14 protein-coding genes are annotated in these 19324 nt (G+C 61.7%); 8 read left to right on the top strand and 6 right to left on the bottom strand.

Annotation, left to right across the window (positions count from 1 at the left end; genetic code table 11):
* Positions 1 to 75: 75 nt before the first annotated feature.
* Positions 76 to 732, bottom strand: coding sequence for an SMP-30/gluconolactonase/LRE family protein (locus tag ACWTU7_RS17860; protein ID WP_455839381.1), 657 nt, complete (start codon positions 730 to 732; stop codon positions 76 to 78).
* Between the two features lie 736 nt (positions 733 to 1468).
* On the opposite strand from ACWTU7_RS17860, the gene ACWTU7_RS17865 reads away from it, so the two are divergent.
* Entirely contained in the window at positions 1469 to 1765 is a 297-nt protein-coding gene (locus ACWTU7_RS17865; protein ID WP_029351875.1) for a hypothetical protein, read from the top strand.
* Between the two features lie 197 nt (positions 1766 to 1962).
* Here ACWTU7_RS17865 and ACWTU7_RS17870 read toward each other — a convergent pair whose 3' ends face one another.
* Both ACWTU7_RS17870 and ACWTU7_RS17875 read right to left on the bottom strand, forming a co-directional pair.
* The gene (locus ACWTU7_RS17870) at positions 1963 to 3342 is read right to left on the bottom strand and encodes an aspartate aminotransferase family protein (RefSeq protein ID WP_455839382.1); all 1380 of its coding nucleotides are present in this window, start codon (positions 3340 to 3342) and stop codon (positions 1963 to 1965) included.
* 207 nt (positions 3343 to 3549) lie between these two features.
* Positions 3550 to 5613: a prolyl oligopeptidase family serine peptidase gene (locus ACWTU7_RS17875; RefSeq protein WP_455839383.1), complete on the bottom strand. Its 2064-nt coding sequence runs from the start codon at positions 5611 to 5613 to the stop codon at positions 3550 to 3552.
* Positions 5614 to 5768: 155 nt separating this feature from the next.
* Between ACWTU7_RS17875 and ACWTU7_RS17880 the strand changes: the two genes are divergently transcribed.
* Positions 5769 to 6326, top strand: a complete 558-nt coding sequence (locus tag ACWTU7_RS17880) for a hypothetical protein (RefSeq protein WP_455839384.1) — start codon at positions 5769 to 5771, stop codon at positions 6324 to 6326.
* On the opposite strand, the gene ACWTU7_RS17885 is transcribed toward ACWTU7_RS17880, so the two are convergent.
* The gene (locus ACWTU7_RS17885; protein WP_455839385.1) at positions 6323 to 7483 is read right to left on the bottom strand and encodes an MFS transporter; all 1161 of its coding nucleotides are present in this window, start codon (positions 7481 to 7483) and stop codon (positions 6323 to 6325) included. The genes ACWTU7_RS17880 and ACWTU7_RS17885 overlap by 4 nt on opposite strands.
* 239 nt (positions 7484 to 7722) lie before the next feature.
* On the opposite strand from ACWTU7_RS17885, the gene ACWTU7_RS17890 reads away from it, so the two are divergent.
* The 4 genes from ACWTU7_RS17890 (at position 7723) to ACWTU7_RS17905 (ending at position 15183) form a co-directional block, all read left to right on the top strand.
* Positions 7723 to 9300 (top strand): trimethylamine methyltransferase family protein, encoded by a 1578-nt coding sequence (locus ACWTU7_RS17890; RefSeq protein WP_455839386.1) that lies wholly within the window; start codon positions 7723 to 7725, stop codon positions 9298 to 9300.
* Between the two features lie 178 nt (positions 9301 to 9478).
* Positions 9479 to 12052, top strand: a complete 2574-nt coding sequence (locus ACWTU7_RS17895) for a GcvT family protein (protein WP_455839387.1) — start codon at positions 9479 to 9481, stop codon at positions 12050 to 12052.
* 280 nt (positions 12053 to 12332) lie between these two features.
* A complete protein-coding gene (locus ACWTU7_RS17900) occupies positions 12333 to 13838 on the top strand; it encodes an ArnT family glycosyltransferase (protein ID WP_455846531.1) in 1506 nt (501 codons plus the stop codon).
* Between the two features lie 25 nt (positions 13839 to 13863).
* Positions 13864 to 15183, top strand: coding sequence for a M24 family metallopeptidase (locus ACWTU7_RS17905; RefSeq protein ID WP_455839448.1), 1320 nt, complete (start codon positions 13864 to 13866; stop codon positions 15181 to 15183).
* Between the two features lie 6 nt (positions 15184 to 15189).
* On the opposite strand, the gene ACWTU7_RS17910 is transcribed toward ACWTU7_RS17905, so the two are convergent.
* Positions 15190 to 15990, bottom strand: a complete 801-nt coding sequence (locus ACWTU7_RS17910; RefSeq protein ID WP_455839389.1) for a phosphate/phosphite/phosphonate ABC transporter substrate-binding protein — start codon at positions 15988 to 15990, stop codon at positions 15190 to 15192.
* Between the two features lie 83 nt (positions 15991 to 16073).
* The gene (locus ACWTU7_RS17915; RefSeq protein ID WP_455839390.1) at positions 16074 to 17075 is read right to left on the bottom strand and encodes a fatty acid desaturase; all 1002 of its coding nucleotides are present in this window, start codon (positions 17073 to 17075) and stop codon (positions 16074 to 16076) included.
* Positions 17076 to 17312: 237 nt separating this feature from the next.
* Here ACWTU7_RS17915 and ACWTU7_RS17920 point away from each other — a divergent pair, with 237 nt between their 5' ends.
* Entirely contained in the window at positions 17313 to 18155 is an 843-nt protein-coding gene (locus ACWTU7_RS17920; protein ID WP_455839391.1) for a helix-turn-helix domain-containing protein, read from the top strand.
* An 89-nt stretch (positions 18156 to 18244) separates the two neighbouring features.
* Positions 18245 to 19261, top strand: a complete 1017-nt coding sequence (bmt, locus tag ACWTU7_RS17925; protein ID WP_455839392.1) for a betaine--homocysteine S-methyltransferase — start codon at positions 18245 to 18247, stop codon at positions 19259 to 19261.
* Positions 19262 to 19324 lie beyond the last annotated feature (63 nt).

A 19324-nucleotide genomic window follows, 5' to 3' on the forward strand; every position in this document is an offset into this window, starting at 1 on the left:
GCTGATCCGGCCCTTCGATAGTGCAAGTCATGACCCTGTACGGCCAATTGGGGAGAGGACTATGTGAGCCTCTTCTCAAGTTGCTCCACCCAATCGAGTTGCGACCAGTTTGCCGTCCATCATCATCGGGATGATTGCCAGCTTTTTTTCTTCCAGGAATTCCAGATCGGCGCTGCCTTGATTGAGGTCCATCAGCTGCTCGACTTTTCCATCCGGATGAATGCGAAAGAGCGCCCCTGCGACCCAGTCCGTAACAAGCCAATTTCCTGCTCCGTCCGGTTCTAGACCATCTAGATTTCCAACAGGCTCGCCGGACCCGATGTCAGAGATAGCCTTCGTGTTCAGGTCGATCGCGATCAGATGGCCGGGTGTCTTGGACGAAAAATCCGGCTGGATATCGCGACCCCAGCCGGCGACGAGGAGGCGACCATCTTCGACGCGCAGACCGTTCGGATGCAGGAGATCCTCGCTCTCCAGCCAGACGGTGAGAGCATCGTTGTCCAGAAGGTAAATCCTGTTCGCCAGCATGTCGGAAACAAAGACGCGACCCGCCTCGTCGACGGCGGGGTCATTGAGGAACTGAGCGCCTTCCGCGGGCCATGTTCCGGTGATCTGACCGCTCTCGACGTTGACGGCCATAAGCCGATCGATGTCGGTGACGAAAAGCGTATCGCCTTGCATCACCAATCCCTTGGGCGCATTAAACCCGGTCACCCATTCGGCTGCCTGCAACTTTCCGTCAGGCGAAACTTTCGAAAGGTGTCCGACCCCATCCTTGCCGGCGGGCTCGCCAACAATATTGGAACGTAGAAGACGTTCCGCTTGGTGTCGAAAAGTACGCTCTCGGGGGCCTTTAAGCCGTCAAGGGACCAGACCTCCTCCGCTGTCGCGGGTGACCCTGCCATTCCTAGTAGTAGAATAGAAAATAGAACTGATTGAATCCTGATCATGATAACCTCCCTATGTTGTTTTTTGACCTATTATGTAAAGCGCAACCGCAAATTGCGCAGGCGATCTTGAAAAGCCTACGGTTGACGCTCCGATTGCTCTGACAAGTTCGTTCGCCAAGCAATTTCTGCTTAGCCTCGCCAACTTTACAATTCCCCAGATGAATGGCAGTTCCAACGTCAACTGTTCTTGGAGCCGTACTGCGGGTGAAAAGCACTCCGCACATCCCGTGACGCTGTACTCGGGCGGCCCGCGAGAGGCTGGTGTTCGAAAACGACGCCCAAGCGAGTCTAATCGAAACACCAGCCAGTCGCCTTTGCGCGGACGGCCGATCCGGTCCGCCGAAGGCATCATCGGCTCGAGGCTCGGATCGTCGATATTGCCGAAATTGGGCAGCCATACCGTACGGCCGGGGATGTGCAGGTGCTGCCCCCTTAATCAATTTCATTCCAAGCTGCCCTTTACACAGCCTGGATGGGCTCTATCTGAATCTTGAGTCCAAATACTGGAGGACAGCACGATGAAGCACGTTCTCGCATTGGCACTCTTCATCGGCGCCGGATCGCTGTTTGCCACGGCAGCCTATGCCGAACCGCCGGATCATGCCCGCAACGATGACGCAAGCCTCCATCCCGGCCATCAAGGGCACCTGTCGAGCGGCCGCCAATACCCAGGAAGACCTGCCACTGAGTTCCACGAGAGTCTAGAGGCGGAAGGAGAGCCGAGCTTTCCGACCGGTCCGGGTGGGTGGGCCGAGCAACAGAGCGACGGCGCTAACGCCCAGCGTAGCAGCACCGACGCTACGGCCGACAACTAGGGCAGGTAAACACAGGTCCTGACGAACAAGGTAAATCGCGGCGATGGACGAAGCGATCGCCTCGTAGCAGCCCTTGGTGAGCGGCTCCTCCAAGGTGTAGGAGACCTGCCGCGCTCACGACCGATCCTCGCCCTGGCGAGATCTTCGGCAGAATGCACCGGGCGTCCGACTGCAGGACGCCCGGCAATCGTTCTATCTTACCGCCCGCGCAAATCCGCTTGCGCCAGATCAAGCGCCTTGGCGATGCGGTCGCAGGCCATGTCGATCGTCTCACGCGTCCAGATCAGCGGCGGAGACAGGATCATCGTATCGCCGGTGGCGCGCAGCATCATGCCCTGGGCAATTGCGTGGTCGCGGACAAGCACGGCCGCGCTTCCGGCCGGCAGGAAGCGCTCCTTGGTCGCCTTGTCCCTAACGATTTCGATTCCCCCCATCAGCCCGATCGAGCGCACTTCGCCGACCAGATCGTGACCGCCAATGTGCTCCTGCAGCGCCTTGGCGAAATATGGTCCGGTGTCGTTCTTGACCCGATCGACCAGACCTTCACGCTCCATGATCTCGAGGTTCTTCAGTGCCACGGCGCAGGCCACAGGGTGCCCCGCATAAGTGTAGCCGTGATTGAATTCGCCGCCCTTCTCGACCAGCGTCGCGGCGATGCGGTCACCGACCAGGAGCGCCGACAGCGGCTGATAGCCGGAGGTCAGCGCCTTGGCGGTGGTGATGGTATCTGGCTCGATGTCGAAGGTCTGAGCTGCGAACCACTCGCCCGTTCGACCATAGCCGGTGATGACTTCGTCCAGCATCAGGAGGATATCGTATTTGCGGCAGATGCGCTGCACTTCCGGCCAATAGCTCATCGGCGGTATCTTCACCCCGCCTGCCCCCATCACCGGCTCGCCGATGAAGGCGGCGACCTTGTCGGCGCCGGCTTCGAGGACGGCATCCTCGACGGCCTTGGCCGCGCGCAGGCCGAAATCATGGTCGCTTTCGCCGGGCAGAGCCAGCTCATAGGCATAAGGCATCATCACATGGACGATGTTTGGAACCGCGCCGTTGAGCTGTTTGTGCATCGGCTCCATGCCGCCCAGCGAGGTGCCGGCGATGGTCGAGCCGTGATAGGCCGTCTTGCGCGAGATGATGCAGTTCTTCTCCGGCTTGCCTTCCAGCGCCCAATAGTGGCGGACCAGCCGCAGTGCCGTATCATTGGCCTCCGAGCCGGACGAGCCGTAGATGACCTGATTGACGTGCTTCGGCGCCAGTTCCGCCAGCTTTTTGGCCAGCAGCACCGGCGTCGGGGTCGAGCATTTGAAGAAGGAATTGTAGTAGGGAAGTTCCTTCATCTGGGCGTAAGCTGCGTCGGCCAGTTCATCGCGGCCGTAACCGACATTAACGCACCACAGCCCGGCCATGCCGTCGAGGATTTCCGTCCCTTCGGAATCGTAGATGAACGGCCCGTTGGCGTGGGTGATGATGCGTGAGCCGGCCTCGCGCATCTCCTTGTGATCGGTGAACGGATGAAGGTGATGCGCAGCATCGATCTGCTGAAGCTGCTTCAGCGAATAATTCTGATACGTCATGTCTGATCTTTCCTCTTGAACCAATCCGGCAATTTGTTGCCGGGGCGGATTCGCTAGGGGAAAGTGGGCGGCGAATAGCCGATGCGGGCGCAAAGCCGCAAAAGCTCGGCGCGAAGCGTGCGCGGCGACGGCGTCACCGCCATCCCAAATGCGCGACATGTCTTCCTCCGAGCCATGCAGCACCTTAGGCGGTCTGATGCGATCAGTTCAAGCCGTTCCGTTCAGCGCCCGTTGCAGGAAGACATACTTCATCGCCGCCTGTGCCGCTTGCGGCCGTCGATCACCGCGCCCGCCATGGCCACCCTCGGTTTCTTCGAAGAATAGTGTCTTGGTGTGGCCGGCAGCCTGCAGCCGCCCGGCCATCTTGCGCGCATGGCCGGGATGGACGCGGTCGTCGGCGGTCGACGTCGTCAGCAGGACCGGCGGATAGGCCGCATCGGTCTTTACATGCTGATAGGGTGAGTAAGCGGCCAGCCACGCGGCCTCTTCCGGCTTCGCCGGATCGCCATACTCGGCCATCCAGGATGCGCCGGGCGGCAGCTCGGTGTAACGCAGCATGTCGAGCAGCGGCACGTCAATGATCACCGCACCGAAAAGCTCGGGATGCTGGGTCAGGGAAACGCCGGTCAGCAGACCGCCATTCGAGCCGCCCTGGATGCCGAGTGTCGCCGGCGTGGCGATGCCGCGTTTCACCAGGTCTTGCGCAACCGCGACGAAATCGTCGAAAGCATTCTGCCGGTTGGCCTTGAGCGCGGCCTGGTGCCAGTCCGGGCCGAATTCGCCGCCGCCGCGAATATTGGCCTGCCCATAGGCATTGCCTTTTTCCAGCCACAGCCGGCCGCGCACGCCGGCATAGCCTGGCAGCAGCGGCACTTCGAAGCCGCCATAGCCGTAAAGCAGCGTCGGCACCGGCCCGTTCTGATCACGTCGCCTGACGACGAAGTAAGGGATCATGGTGCCGTCTTTCGAGCGCGCCTCGAACTGTTCCGAGACAAGCGACGACGCATCGAAACGCGCCGGCTGCGATTTCACCGTCATAAGCGTCGCAGCATTGTCATCCGACCAGATGATCGAGCTCGGCGACAGGAAACCGGTGAAGGAGAAGGAGACGCTGGAGCCGAAACGCTCGGCGTGGCTGATACCGACGCTGCCGTTTTCGGGCAGCGCCACCGGCTGCAGCGACCAGCCGCTGTCGCCGCGTTGGCAGGCGACGACCTTGCCGCGCACATTGTCCATCAGATTGATGAACAGCCGGTCCTGCGTGCGGGCGATGCCGGCGATCGAGACACGATCCGCCGGCTCGAGGACGGTATCGACGGGTCCGAGCGCATTGGTCTCGATCCAGCGGGCGAAGTCCAGCGAATAGAGGCCGTCGGGTCGGCATCGCGTGCCGTCCGGCGCCGACCATGGGCTGCGCACCCCGAAGACGAGCTGATCCCTGAACAGCATCGTGTCGGTGACGTCGTCCGGCAGCGGGATGCGCCTGTTTTCGCCGGAAGGCAGACGCAGAAAGCTGTGCGAGGCAAAAAAGTCGAGCGTCCGGGTCAGGAACAGATGCCGCTTGTCGCCGTCGAACTCGAGGGAACCGCCGGCGGCGAGATCCTGCTTCTGCGCCTCGAAGATCGGCGTCGCATCCTCCAGCCTGGTGCCGCGCTGCCAAAGCTTAACCACGCGCGGATAACCGGACCTGGTTTTTTCGTCCTCTTCGAAGGCAGCCGAGACGATGACCGTGTCCTTGTCCAGCCAGCTGAAGCCCGACTTCGAGGCAGGAGCACGAAAGCCGCCCTCGACAAAGGACTTGGTGTCGATGTCGAATTCGCGCATCTCACTGGCGTCGCCGCCATCCGGCGACAGGCTGAGCAGGCAGCGGCTGAAGTCGGGGTAAAGCCGGCTGGCGCCGCTGAACACCCATTTTACGCCCTCTTTGGCCGAAAGACGGTCGAAGTCGATGATCGTCTCCCAATCCGGCTTCTCGGTCTTATAGGAAGCGACCGTCGTGCGCCGCCAGAGGCCAAGCACGTTAGTCTTGTCCTGCCAGAAATTGTAGACGTGGCCGTTGAGCGCAGAGCCGACCGCTATGTTGTCTTCGGCCGTCATCAGGTCGAGCGCGGTTTGGAAGTAGGACTGGTAGGACGGATCACCCTGCAATTCACCTGTTGTAGCCTCGTTCTGACGGTGAACCCAGTCGAGCGCTTCCTTGCCTGTCCTGTCCTCCAGCCAGAGAAAGGGATCTTCGTCCGCCGAATTCGCCTGCGTCTTTGTGTTCGACATCGTCAAATGGTCTCCGATAAACTCATCAAGGCTCGGTGTTGCAAACATCGTCTTGCGACGACCTATATTCAACTTGGAACGCGCAAAACGAGCCGTTGCGCTGTTGGCCGCTCTAGGTGGGGCCTCCTTGCCGCCCGCAGGCCACGAGGGAACTCATGCAACCTCTGTACATTGCGAAAGAGAAGTTCGGTCCTTTCAGCGGCACTGCGTGGACCATGTACATCAACTGGTCCGGCCTCACCCAATTAAGCGAGGTCGTTTCACTCGATGGAATGCTCGGGCCGGTCGCCTTGGGAGAGGTAAAGGACAGCTACTGGCCTCATATTGTGAACGAGGACTACATGCTCGATTTCTTTGTGGACCTGGACTTCCTCCTTTCGGAGTTGGCGGATCCGGGCGACTTGAATGTCCTCAATGTGATCCGAAGACCGTCGGTTGACGTGCGTTCACTCGACTGGAACGGATTTACCTTCCTGGGCTACGACTTGTTGGATCAAGACGTCTCCATAAGCGCTTTGACCAACTGCGGAGGATTTCCTGACGTGTTTGCGAACACGGAACTGTCTGACGTTGGATTGATACCCGACTTTGATCGTGCCGTTGAAATTCGAGACCGTCTACGCGGGATGCATCCCTCTGAATACCACGCCAATTGTGATTTATGGGCGATTTCCAGATGGCAAGGAAATGAAGGCACGCCGCAATTGTATTAGACTGCTCGCCCCCGCAATACGGTTGTGACCGCCAGCGCCAGGCAAATGGCGCCAAGCGTGATCGGCAGGCCGTCCGCACCGAGAACATCCATAGCGCCGCCCGCCAGCGGCGGCACGGCGATGCCGCCGACGCCCCACATCAGCGAGAAGGCGGCATTGCCGGCGACCAGTGCCGAGCCGGTGAACCGCTCGCCAAGCTCGATAATCGACATCGTGTAGATGCCGTAGGAGACTGCACCCCAGATAAAGACGCATGGCCAGATCAGCGGCGTCTCGATGAGAACCGGCAACAGCACGCATCCGAGCAGCGTTAGCAATACACAGATAAATCGGACCAGACGCGCCGTCAGCCGTTCCGCCAGCAGGCCGAGCGGCACCTGCATGGCGATATTGCCGGCGATCATCATCGACAGCAGCGCCGACATGCGTGTTTCCTCAATGCTGTAATGCGCTCCGTAGACCGGCAGCAGTGCCAGTACCGCCTGTTCGAAACCAGCGGCCACGACAACCGCCGACAACAGCAGCCATGCCATCGGCATGAACCCCATGACCGAAACCCGGTGCCCGGCCTCATCGACCTTCGGAAGCCGTCGCAGCACCAGCGCCAGGCAGGAGCCGCAAAAAACGAATGCGGCGATGCCGACGAGAAACGGCGGCCAGCCTTCGGTGCCGACGGCAAGCAGGCACAGCGGGCCGGCGGCGAAACCAGCCGAAATGACTGTGGAATAGACCCCCATCACGCGGCCGCGGCGCAACGGCGGCGCCAACGCGATCACCCAGATCTCGCTCAGCACATAGAGTGGATTGGTCACCACGCCGATCAGGAAGCGCAGCGGGAACCATAGATAGACATTTTGCGTCCAGCCGATCAGCGCCAGCATGATCGCGGAAAGAGCTGCGCAGGTGAGCGCCGTGCGCCCCGCCCCGAACCGGCGCGCCAGCGCCGGGATCAGCGGCGACGAGACGATAAAGCCGACCGGCGTCATTGCCGCCGAGAGGCCGATCATGGCCGGCGAGACGCCCTGGCGCTGCAGGATGAAGCTCAACAGCGGATAGCTCAGCCCTTGCGCGATGGCGAACACCGAAACGGTGGCGATCACGCCGGTGATCGCCGCCCACTGCATTGTCTCGCCGCTGTTCTCTTCCGCCAGGTCCATGATCCGCACCAACAGGGAACCTGCACGATTAGCGTTTCAGCAGCGCGCCGGGAAGCACCGTTGACGAAAACCGCTTGCGCCAGCCTGAGGAGATCAAAAGCCCGGTGATCCAGTCGGTTGCCTTCAGCCCGGGAGCTGTCATGTCGCTTCCCTCGTCCTAGTGGTCGTCGCCTCCGCAATGGCGGGACAGCCGGCGGTCCATTATGCCGCCGCACTTATCGCAGCGTACGAGGACTATCATGACCGCCGCCCTTCATCCCGCCGAACCGGCATTGGCAAACGACCGTGCCCGTCGCGGCGGCCGCGCGGGAAAGCGCGCCGGCGGATCAGCGGCGTTCGAGCAGCCGCCGTTCCGCCAACTGAAAATCCCGCTGACGCCGACGAAGCTGGTCTCCGACGACGAGCTGGAATCGATCCACCTCGCATCGCTCCGCGTTCTCAGGGAAATCGGCGTCGACGTGCTGCACGACGAGGCAAGGTGCATCATGAAGGCGCACGGTGCGGATGTCCGCGAAGGCAGCGAGCGGGTGCGCTTCGACAGCGACATGATCCTCGAGCTGGTTTCCCACTGCCCGTCGGAATTCACCATCCATGCCCGCAATCCGGCGCACAATGTCCGCTTCGGCGGTGACAATCTGATCATCTCGATGATGGCGTCGGCGCCCAATTGTTCCGACATCGACCGCGGCCGCCGGCCGGGCAATCAGCAGGACTACCGCAACTTCCTCAAGCTTGCGCAGATGCACAACATCCTAAACTGCACGGGCGGCTATCCGGTCGAGCCGATCGACATCCATCCGTCCGTCCGGCACCTCGAATGCATCCGCGATCTGAGCGTGCTAACCGACAAGGTGTTCCACATCTATTCGCTCGGCAAGGAGCGCAATGTCGACGGCATCGAGATCACCAGGATCGCGCGCGGCATCAGCGACCAACAGCTTCTCGATGAGCCATCGGTGTTCACCATCATCAACACCAATTCGCCGCTCAAGCTCGACGTGCCGATGATGGAAGGCATCATCCAGATGTCGAGCAGGGGCCAGGTCGTCATCGTGACGCCGTTCACCCTGTCGGGCGCCATGGCGCCGGTGACCATCGCCGGCGCGCTGGTGCAGCAGAATGCCGAAGCGCTGTCCGGCATTGCCTTCGCCCAGATGGTGCGCAAGGGCGCGCCAGTCGGCTATGGCGGTTTCACCTCCAACGTCGACATGAAGTCCGGCGCGCCGGCCTTCGGCACGCCGGAATATATGAAGGCGCAATTGGTCGGCGGCCAGCTCGCCCGCCGCTACAACATCCCTTACCGCACCTCCAACACCTGCGCCGCCAACACGGTCGACGCGCAGGCGGCCTATGAAAGCGTGTTCTCGCTGTGGGGCGCCATCCAGGGCGGCGGCAATCTGATGATGCATGCGGCCGGCTGGCTGGAAGGCGGCCTGCGCTGCTCCTACGAGAAGACCATTCTGGACATCGATCTGCTGCAGATGGTGGCCGAGTTCCTGACCCCGCTCGACCTCTCCGAGGAGGCCCTTGGCTTCGACGCCATCCAGTCCGTCGGTCCGGGCGGCCATTTCTTCGGCACCCAGCATACCCAGGACCGCTACAAGACCGCTTTCTATTCGCCTATCATCTCCGACTGGCGCAATTTCGAGACCTGGGCGGAAGCCGGATCGCCGACGGCTCTCGAAAAGGCCAATCGGGTCTGGAAGGAGCGGTTGGCCTCCTATGAAGAGCCGTATATGGACCCGGCTATCCGCGAGGAGCTCAACGCCTTCGTCGACAAACGCCGGTCCGAAGGCGGCGCGCCGACCGATTTTTAAATATCTGTATTGGTTTGATGAACAGTCGACCGCCACTCCGTCGAGCGTCACCCGACACCTCTCCCCCGGTCGACAGGGTCGAGGGAGGGCGTGAGATCATTCCAGCCGGCGCCCTTCTCCGCTTTGTGTTCACCCCCCGCTCACTCGATTCAATCTCTTCAAAAACGGAACTATCTTCATGAAATCTCATACAAAAGCGGTTGTCATCGGCGGCGGCGTCGTCGGCTGCTCGGTGCTCTACCATCTGGCCAAGGCCGGCTGGACCGACATCATGCTGATCGAGCGCTCGGAGCTCACCTCCGGCTCGTCGTGGCATGCGGCGGGCGGCTTCCACACGCTCAACGGCGATCCCAACGTCGCCAAGCTGCAGGCCTATACGGTGCAGCTCTACAAGGAGATCGAAGAACTTTCCGGCCAGTCCTGTTCGCTGCACCTGACCGGCGGCGTGATGATGGCCGACACGCCCGAGCGCATGGACTTCCTGCGCCTTGCCCACGCCAAGGGCCGCTATCTCGGCATGGACACCGAGCTGATCACGCCGTCAGAGGCCAAGGCGATGTTCCCGCTGATGGACGAGACGAATTTCGTCGGCGCCATGTGGGATCCGGTCGAAGGCCATCTCGACCCTTCCGGCACCACCCACGCCTACGCCAAGGCGGCCAGAAAGCTCGGCGCCGAGATCGTGCTGCGCAACCGCGTCGTCGAGCTGACGCAGGAAGTCGACGGCACTTGGAACGTCGTCACCGAACAAGGCACGGTCCAGGCCGAGCATGTCGTCAACTGCGGCGGCCTGTGGGCGCGCGAGATCGGCCGCATGGTCGGTGTCGAGCTGCCGCTGCTGGCCATGGAGCACATGTACCTCTTGACCGAGCCGATGCCGGAGGTCGAGGAATTCAACAGGTCGAGCGGCCGCGAGATGATCGGCGTGATGGACTTCAAGGGCGAAATCTACACCCGCCAGGAACGCAACGGCATCCTGCTCGGCACCTATGAAAAGGCCTGCAAGCCGTGGTCGCCGATCAACACGCCGTGGGATTTCGGCCATGAGCTGCTGCAGCCCGACATCGACCGCATCGCGCCGTCGCTCGAAATCGGCTTCAAGCATTTTCCCGGCATCGAGAAGGCCGGTATCAAGCAGATCATCAACGGTCCCTTCACCTTCGCACTGGATGGCAACCCGCTGGTCGGCCCGGTGCAGGGCCTGACCAATTTCTGGTGCGCCTGCGCCGTCATGGCCGGTTTCTCGCAGGGTGGCGGCGTCGGGCTGGCATTGTCGAACTGGATGGTTCATGGCGATCCCGGCTTCGACGTCTGGGGCATGGACGTGGCGCGCTTCGGCGAATGGGCGACGCTGCGCTACACCAATGCCAAGGTGCGCGAAAACTATTCGCGCCGTTTCTCCATCCGCTTTCCCAACGAGGAATTGCCGGCCGCGCGCCCGGCGCAAACGACGCCACTCTACGACACGATGCTGGCCAAAAACGCCGTCATGGGGGATAGCTGGGGCCTCGAAACCCCGCTCTGGTTCGCACCGAAAGGCACGGAGCCAAAGGACATCGTTTCCTTCCATCGCTCCAACGATTTCGGGCCGATCGGCGAGGAAGTGCGTGCGACCCGCGAGAAGGTCGGCGTCACCGAGATCGCCAACTTCGCCAAATACGAAGTCTCCGGGCCGGCAGCCGAGGATTTCCTCAATCGGCTGATGACCAACCGCATGCCGAAGACCGGCCGCATCGTGCTGACCCCAATGCTCAACGAATTCGGCAGGCTGATCGGCGACTTCACCATCGCCAAGGCGGGTGAAGAGCGCTACATGATCTGGAGCTCGTCGGCGGCGCAGAAGTATCATATGCGCTGGTTCGAGAAGCACCTGCCGAAGGATGGTAGCGTCCGCATTCACCGCTTCGATCAGACGCTGGTCGGCTTGTCGATCGCCGGGCCGAAATCACGCGACCTGCTGCAGAAGCTGGTCGATGTCGACATCTCGACCAAGGCTTTCCGCTTCATGGACTTCCGCGAGATGGCGGTCGGCGGCGCGCCCTGCATGGTCAATCGCATTACCTATACCGGCGACCTCGGTTACGAGATCTGGATGGCGCCGGCATACCAGCGCCTCGTCTACAAGGCGATCAAGGATGCCGGCGAAGAGTTTGGCCTCGTCGATTTCGGCATGCGCGCCCTGCTCTCGATGCGACTGGAGAAGAATTTCCCGACCTGGTTCCGCGAACTGCGCCCGATTTACGGGCCGTTCGAAGGCGCGATGGACCGCTTCGTCAAGCTGGAGAAGAACGACTTCATCGGACGCGAAGCGGCAGCCAGGGAGCAGGCAGAAGGGCCAAAACTGCGCCGTGTCTCTTTCATCCTCGATGCCGCGGACGCCGATGTCATGGGCGACGAACCGATTTGGGCCAAGGTCGGCGGCAAGGACTACGGCACGGTGGAAAAGCCGCACGGCTATGGTGCGCCGCGTTTCGATACGGGCGGCAAGGAAGTGCGCGGCTCCAGGGCCGCGGAAGGCGCTTCGGCCGTGCGCGGCATCGTCGATGGCGACTGGCGCGTGGTCGGCTGGGTCACCTCCGGCGGCTATGCCCATTACGTCCAGAAATCGATGGCGCAAGGCTATGTGCCAGCGGCGTTAGCCGGGGAAGAGAGCGCCGGACTGTTCGAGATCGAAATCCTCGGAAGCCGGCGTCCGGCCCGCATCAATGTCGAGCCGCCTTTCGACCCGAGCGGCGAAAAGATGCGGACCTAGAGCACCGCACCCAAAGGCCTGCCTTCCGGCCCGAGCCGGGGTGCGACCGATTTTGGAGAAGTCCGATGCTTAACCAAAAAGCTAGAGCGGCGGTACGATTCGACTTGAAGCCCGCCGCCCCGGAAGCGATCAGGGCTGCCACATTGTGCGGGGCACGGTCTTCGTGCTAGCGGGGCCGGCGGCAACTGGCACGGGCGATGAGAACTCGTTGAAGTATTCGATGAAATGGGACGAATGGCTTGCCGAGAGCAGGATCGGCCCCTTCCCGGCGGCGATCGTCATGGTCGCCGCTTATTTGGCCTTGCAAACCGTCATATTGTCCATTCTGGCCACTTGGGCAGGAACTGGCGTCGGCGTCGATGACGCGGAGCAACTGATTTATCTTCCATATCTTTGGGCCGGATATGGCGGCTCGCAACCGCCTCTCTATACATGGATCAACTGGCTGGCCGCGCAAATTTTCGGCACCAATATTTTCACGCTGAAGCTCGTCAAATACTCCGTGCTGTTCCTCGCCGCCTGCAGTGTGTTCGCCGCCATGCGGCGGTTCGGCTACATGAAAGCGACGGCAGCGGCGGCCATGTTAGGACTTTTCACAATCCCGCAAATCGCCTGGGAATCGCAGCGGGCCTTGTCGCATTCGGTCGCCGTTGTCGGCTTTTGCGCACTGCTCCTGCTCGCGATGGCTAATCTGATCGAGCGGCGAAGCGTGATCGCCTATGCGGTGTTTGGCTTGGCAACGGCTGCGGCAATTCTTGCCAAATACAACGACGTATTCCTGGTGTTAGCCCTTGTTGCGGCGGTGTTGTCGCTGCGCGAGTTGCGCGGCGCGATCCTCGATCCGAAATTCGCAATCAGCGTTGCCGTCGCGATATTGGTGCTGGCGCCAACCACATATTGGAGCCTCATGCATCCTGCCGATTTGCTGGCGAGAGGCGAGAAGTTCGGAATAGACCTACAGCAGCCGCGCATGACGGCCGCGGCCACCGGCGCCGGCAAGTTTATCATGGGGACCTTCAATTTCGCTGTCTTGCCGGTGTTCGTTTCCGCGCTGGCTTTCGCGCTGACGGGGTTTCGTTTCTCCGAGCGTCACCCCAAAGCACCGGCCAGGGAAGTTCTCTTGTGGCGTACCTTGGCGCTCGGCTTGGCCATGCTGGCGACACTTGTGCTGGCCACCGGCGTGACCGAGGTCAAGGCCCGTTGGCTGGTGCCGGTCCTGATCATCTTGCCGCTGGCGATGGCCGCCTATATGGAACGGCTTTCACCACGCGGCAGGGACGCCCAGCTCCTGGTGATCGCGGCCGGAGCGGTCATCGCCGTTCTGCTCGCGCCCGCCACTTGGTACTTCCAGATAAACGGGACCAGTGGTCTCTCGCGGATGATCCGGGTGGATTACCCGGCCCTCTATCGCCAGCTGACTGCCGACGGGCCGGTGAAAACCGCAATATCCGACGGTGCATGGGTCGGAAATCTGCGGTTGGTCGACGAAAAATTGGTCGCGCTTGACCAGGAAGTGCCGAATTTCGACAGGCTGGTGCAAGAGCCGGCTGTACTCGTCTGGCTCGACCGCGACGATCCGCGGCCGGTCATTTTGGAGCAGCTCAAAAAAGCTGGCTATGAGCCGGACGGCCAACCAAGGCAAATCATGGTTCCGCTATTGCCTAGCACGGGCAAGCCTGCCCGGCCCGGCGCCTACATAAGATTGAAGAAAACGGCTGCGGAAAAAGCCACAGCGCCCGACGAAGGCGTTAGCAAAGGAGCCGAGGGTGGACAGGAACCCGACTGATCGACCTCCTCGTCATCGCAAGATCATGCCGTTCGAGCCGGACGAAGCGGGCTTCACCGATGTGTTGCACCTGAAGTCGCGGCAGAAGGCCGCTGAGCTCAACCAGCATGTGCTTGGCTATGGCGCACTGGCGGAAGCCGAGTGGCACGCCGCCGGCATTGCTGCCCCCAACCTGCCTGCCATGCGTCAATACCGGCTCGACCGCATCCGCGCCGAGCTGAAGCGCCGCGACTATGCAGGAGCCCTGCTCTACGATCCGATTAACATCCGCTATGCGACCGACTCGACCAACATGCAGCTCTGGGTCGCGCACAACCCGACAAGGCATTGTTTCGTTGCCACCGAAGGCCCGGTGGTGCTGTTCGACTATTTTTCGTGCGAGCACCTTTCCGACCACTCCGGCGTGGTCGACGAGGTGCGGCCGGCAGTGTCGTGGATGTATCTCTACAGCGGCGAGTTGACCGAGCAAAAGGTCCGCCGCTGGGCTGCCGGCATCGCCGATCTGGTGAAAGAGCATGGCGGCGGTATCAGTCGTATCGCCGTCGATCACATCAATACCGAAGGCGTCGAAGAGCTCGCCCGCCTCGGCATCTCGATCGGCAATGGCGAGGCGCTGATGGAAAACGCTCGTCTGATCAAATCGCCCGACGAAATCCTGGCCATGCACCGGTCGATCGTCGCTTGCGAGGCGGCGATGGGCGAGATGGAAGCAGCATTGCGGCCAGGCATTTCCGAAAACGAATTGTGGGCCGAATTGCACCGCGGCAACATTGCGCGTGGTGGGGAATGGGTCGAAACCCGGCTTTTGACGTCAGGCCCGCGCACCAATCCGTGGTTCCAGGAATGCTCGTCGAGAACGATCGAAGCCGGCGATCTCGTCGCTTTCGATACCGACCTGATCGGCCCTTATGGTTTCTGCGCCGACCTGTCGCGCACCTGGCTCTGCGGCGACACCGAGCCGTCCAACGAACAACGCGACCTGTTTCGCATCGCCGCCGACCAGATCGCCCACAACACCAGCCTGATGCAGCCGGGCATGTCCTTCCGCGACCTTGTCGAACGCTCGGCGGTGCCGCCCGGAGATTGTTTCCCGACGCGCTACGGCGTGCTCTATCACGGCGTCGGCCTGGCCGACGAATACCCGACGCTGCCGCATGCGATCGACTGGACTGAAGACACGCCCGACGGCGTGCTTGTGTCAGGCATGGTGCTTTGCGTCGAGAGCTATATCGGCCGGCTTGGCGGTCACGAGGGTGTCAAGATCGAGGAACAGATCCTGATCACCGAAACCGGCAACGAGCAGCTTTCGAACTATCCGCTCGACGAGCGGCTGCTCGGCGGCTGATTGTTTTTATGCGAGCGCCGCGACAGCCTCGCGCAACGCCACCACGATTTTCTCCGGTGTCGATCTGGCGGTGATGAACGGCAGGCCCTTGCGCCGCCTTGTCCAGCCGACCACCGCCACCGCTTCCGCTGCAGGCTCGAAGCGCTGCGCCAGCGCCCAGCTCAGGCAATCGATGGCGGCGACATCGGCCCTGCCCTCGGCAATTGCGACGATCGAGGCACGGTGGCCACCGCTTTCGCTGCGCTCAGAGAAGATGTCGAGGCTTTCGCCCAGCGCCTCCAGGTCACGCGTCAGCCCGATGATGCCCGACATGGAATCGAGGCTGTTGAAGGTAAAGTGCTTGCCACGCAGGATATCGAGCGGGATGAGAGGGCTGCCGTCGGCCGGTGAGCCAACCGATGGCGCTTCACCTGCCCGCATCACGATGGCGCTCGAATAGAGTTCGCCCTGCCCGCCTTCGAAAGCATCGTAGCTCGGCTGGCCGATCACCTGGACATGCTCCGACAGGCCGGTCTCCATCGGGCCCCAGCAGGTCTGTGCGAACAGCAGCGCCGGATGCAGCCAGAGGCCATGAAAATCCAGTTCGCCCGGCGGCATAGTCGCCGGATCGGGCGCGATGACCTTTCCGGCGGCGTCGCGGATGCCGCCTTCCACAGGCCGTAGATCGGCATTGAAGCGAGCGATGGTCTGGGGCGCGTCGATGCCTTTTTGCCGGAAGGCATCACGCAGCCGCGCCCATTGGGCATCGACCTCGCTCCGCATTTCGGGCCAGTCGTACATCGGCAAGGCGGCAACGAAATCGCTCATGCCGGGATTTTGATCGTTACGCTGAGAAACTGACGAGACCATTGACGCGCACCTGGGCATCGCCGCCGGCGATGCCACAAAATTCATTCTTTCGGCGGCTCGGCGGGCACCGGCGCACTGCCAAGCCCATTGAGGCTGCGCGCTCTGACGCGCGGCTTGAATGCCCGGCCCGGTTCCGGCGTGCGCCGCAGCACCGGGTGGACGATCGGCTCCTTCGCCTTGAACGCGTAAGCCTTGAGAAGCGCCAAATAGTTCGGATAAGCGTAGCCATTGTTCATCCGCAGCCACTCGTCACGGCGCTCGCGAAACAGCTTCGGCAGCCGGTACCAAGCCACCGTCGGGCTCTTGTGATGAACGAAATGCAGATTGTTGTTGAGGAACAGGAACGACAGCGGCGAACGCTCGACGATCACCGTGCGGCCTTCCGGATGCTCCGACCATTGGTGCTCTGCGAAGGTGCGGATCGAGATCAGCGATTGGCCCAGCCACACCGGAACCAGGATGTAGAGCCATAGCGGGATGCCGAAGCCGAACTGCACGACCGGCAGCACCACGGCGAGGCCGACGGCGTGCAGCAGCCATGCCTTTCGGATCATCTTGTCGCCGGCGAGCACCTGCTTGGCATCGTCGATGAAGAAACCGATGCACGACAGCCATGGGCCGAGAATGAGACGGCCGATCATGGTGTTGTTGATCTTCAGCAGGAACTTCATCGCCGGCGGCAATTCCTCATGGTGCCACAGCGCCTTGTAGTAGCTTTCAGGATCGTCAAGCGGATCGGTCAGCCGTTCGTCGGCATGATGGCGCAGATGAATGGTCTTGAACCGACGGAACGGCCAGACGAGACCGATCGGCAGGAAGACGAAAGCTTCGTTGAGCTGCGCATTGCGAGTCGGATGGCCGTGCAGGACTTCGTGCGCCAGCGAGGATTGCAGCGCGGCCATCAAGGCCAGAACGACGAGCGCCAGCAGCGGATAGGACGGCCACAGGAATAGGCCGGCTGCAAGCCAGGTGCCGTAACAGAAAAACGCGAGAACCACGGTCGGCCATTCGATGGCCGGTGCATTGCGTCGTCTGTTATTCATGCTCGTCATGGATCGACCACTGCCCTTCCAGTCGCCGGAATCGTTTTGATTCCTGACAGCATTCTGTCAGGAGCATCGAGATGCTGCAACGCGACAAGGCGCACAAAATGTTGCGATTGCGCATTTTCAGCCGCAGATGTTATATATTGTAAACGAATTGGAGGATTCATTTACGCCTAAACTGCCACTTTAACGGATTCGGGGGATTTTTTTCCTCCCAACGGCCGGAATGACGATATGGACAAACGCGACCTATCGACGATCTTCCGGGAGCGCCTGAAAATGCTCCTGACACGATCCGACTTGAACCAGTCCGCTTTCGCGACGGCGGTGGGCATCGATCGTTCGGCGCTTTCGCAGCTGCTGTCCGGCGCCTCGACACGCCTTCCCCGCGCCGAAACGCTGCTCAACATTGCCGCCGAATTCAAAGTGTCACTCGACTGGCTGCTCGGCCTCAGCCAGGACGAAGGCGTCACCGGTGAAATCCGCGAGAGCCTGGAGATCGAGGAAGCGCCCGACGGTTTCGACCGCACGCTGCTGGCCAGATGGCATGCCGAGGCCGCCGGTACGAAAATCCGTTACGTGCCGGCCGGCATTCCCGACCTTCTGCGCACCGAGGCGCTCGTCGACTACGAGGCTGGTATCGCCAACAAGAGCCGCGAGGCCCAGGCCGGTGAGACGCAGTACCGCATCGACTACAACCGGCGGCCGGAAACCGACATGGAAGTCTGCATGCCGCGCCACACGCTGGAGATCTTTGCGCGCGGACTGGGCGTCTGGGACCGTTTTCCTGATGCCGACCGCCACCAGCAGCTTCTTCACATGGCGACGCTGCTCGACGACCTTTATCCCACCTTCCGCCTGTTTCTCTATGACGGACGGATGCGCTACTCGATTCCCTACACCATATTCGGGCCCTATCGTGCCGCCATCTATGTTGGCGACATGTATCTGGTGCTGAACGCGACCCAGCCAGTCCGCACGCTGACCAGCCATTTCGACAATCTGATCCGCGCCGCCGACATCAACGCGCATGAGGCGGCCAGCTTCACGCAAAGGCTGGCGGAGATGCGATTTTGACGGCTTGTCTATCGCGCCGACATTGACGCCATATAAAGATTTCTTTATATCCTTATCTCAACAAAGAATCCCCGGAAGGCGTATTTCCAATGACCAATCCAATTGACGCGCTGCTTGCTGAGAAGGGCGTTCTGCTTGCCGATGGCGCCACCGGCACCAATCTGTTCGCCATGGGGCTAGAGGCCGGCGAGGCTCCAGAGTTGCTGAACGAGACGGCGCCGGACACCATTACCAGTCTGCACCAGAACTTCGTCGATGCCGGCGCTGACATCATCCTGACCAACTCCTTCGGCGGCACCCGCCACCGGCTGAAGCTGCACCATGCGCAAGGCCGCGTGCATGCGCTGAACAAGCGCGCCGCCGAGATCGCCCGCGCTGTCGCGGATAGAGCCGGCCGCAAGGTCATCGTGGCGGGCTCGGTCGGCCCGACCGGCGAGTTGCTGGTGCCGCTCGGCGCGATGACCTATGACGAGGCGGTCGAGGCCTTTGCCGAACAGATCGAGGGCCTGAAAGCCGGCGGCGCCGAAGTCGCCTGGATCGAGACCATGTCTGCGCCGGACGAAATCCGCGCCGCAGCCGAAGCCGCGATCCGCGTCGGCTTGCCCTATACCTACACCGGCTCCTTCGACACCGCCGGCCGCACCATGATGGGGCTGTTGCCGAAGAACATCCACGGCGTCGCCGATGGCTTGTCGCAGGCTCCGCTCGGTGTCGGCGCCAACTGCGGCGTCGGCGCCTCCGACATCCTCGCTTCGCTGCTCGACATGACCGAGGCGAAGCCGGAGGCAACGGTGATCGTCAAGGGCAATTGCGGCATTCCGGAATTTCGCGGCGCCGAGATCCATTATTCCGGCACGCCCGAGCTGATGGCCGACTATGTCAGGCTGGCCGTCGATGCCGGCGCAAAGATCGTCGGCGGTTGCTGCGGCACCTCGTTCGCCCACCTCGCCGCAATGCGCAAGGCGCTCGATGCGCATACCCGGTCGGATCGCCCGAGCATCGAAAAAATCGTTGAGCGCATTGGCCCGATGCGCAACAAGCAGGCCACAGTCAACACCGTCGAGACCAGCGAAGCCCGCCGCGAGCGCCGGCGCAGCCGCGCCTGACAAATGTTGAAAAAGGCCGGTAAGGTTTCCCCTGCCGGCCTGCCTCACCCGCCCGTGGGTCGG

The sequence above is a fragment of the Mesorhizobium sp. BHscii genome (assembly GCF_053848065.1).

Bases quoted from the DNA above. Each gene is read 5' to 3' on its own strand.
- ACWTU7_RS17865 (WP_029351875.1), top strand. From the start codon at position 1,469: ATGAAGCACGTTCTCGCATTGGCACTCTTCATCGGCGCCGGATCGCTG.
- ACWTU7_RS17870 (WP_455839382.1), bottom strand. From the start codon at position 3,342: ATGACGTATCAGAATTATTCGCTGAAGCAGCTTCAGCAGATCGATGCT.
- ACWTU7_RS17875 (WP_455839383.1), bottom strand. From the start codon at position 5,613: ATGTCGAACACAAAGACGCAGGCGAATTCGGCGGACGAAGATCCCTTT.
- ACWTU7_RS17880 (WP_455839384.1), top strand. From the start codon at position 5,769: ATGCAACCTCTGTACATTGCGAAAGAGAAGTTCGGTCCTTTCAGCGGC.
- ACWTU7_RS17885 (WP_455839385.1), bottom strand. From the start codon at position 7,483: ATGGACCTGGCGGAAGAGAACAGCGGCGAGACAATGCAGTGGGCGGCG.
- ACWTU7_RS17890 (WP_455839386.1), top strand. From the start codon at position 7,723: ATGACCGCCGCCCTTCATCCCGCCGAACCGGCATTGGCAAACGACCGT.
- ACWTU7_RS17895 (WP_455839387.1), top strand. From the start codon at position 9,479: ATGAAATCTCATACAAAAGCGGTTGTCATCGGCGGCGGCGTCGTCGGC.
- ACWTU7_RS17900 (WP_455846531.1), top strand. From the start codon at position 12,333: ATGGTCGCCGCTTATTTGGCCTTGCAAACCGTCATATTGTCCATTCTG.
- ACWTU7_RS17905 (WP_455839448.1), top strand. From the start codon at position 13,864: ATGCCGTTCGAGCCGGACGAAGCGGGCTTCACCGATGTGTTGCACCTG.
- ACWTU7_RS17910 (WP_455839389.1), bottom strand. From the start codon at position 15,990: ATGAGCGATTTCGTTGCCGCCTTGCCGATGTACGACTGGCCCGAAATG.
- ACWTU7_RS17915 (WP_455839390.1), bottom strand. From the start codon at position 17,075: ATGAATAACAGACGACGCAATGCACCGGCCATCGAATGGCCGACCGTG.
- ACWTU7_RS17920 (WP_455839391.1), top strand. From the start codon at position 17,313: ATGGACAAACGCGACCTATCGACGATCTTCCGGGAGCGCCTGAAAATG.
- bmt (WP_455839392.1), top strand. From the start codon at position 18,245: ATGACCAATCCAATTGACGCGCTGCTTGCTGAGAAGGGCGTTCTGCTT.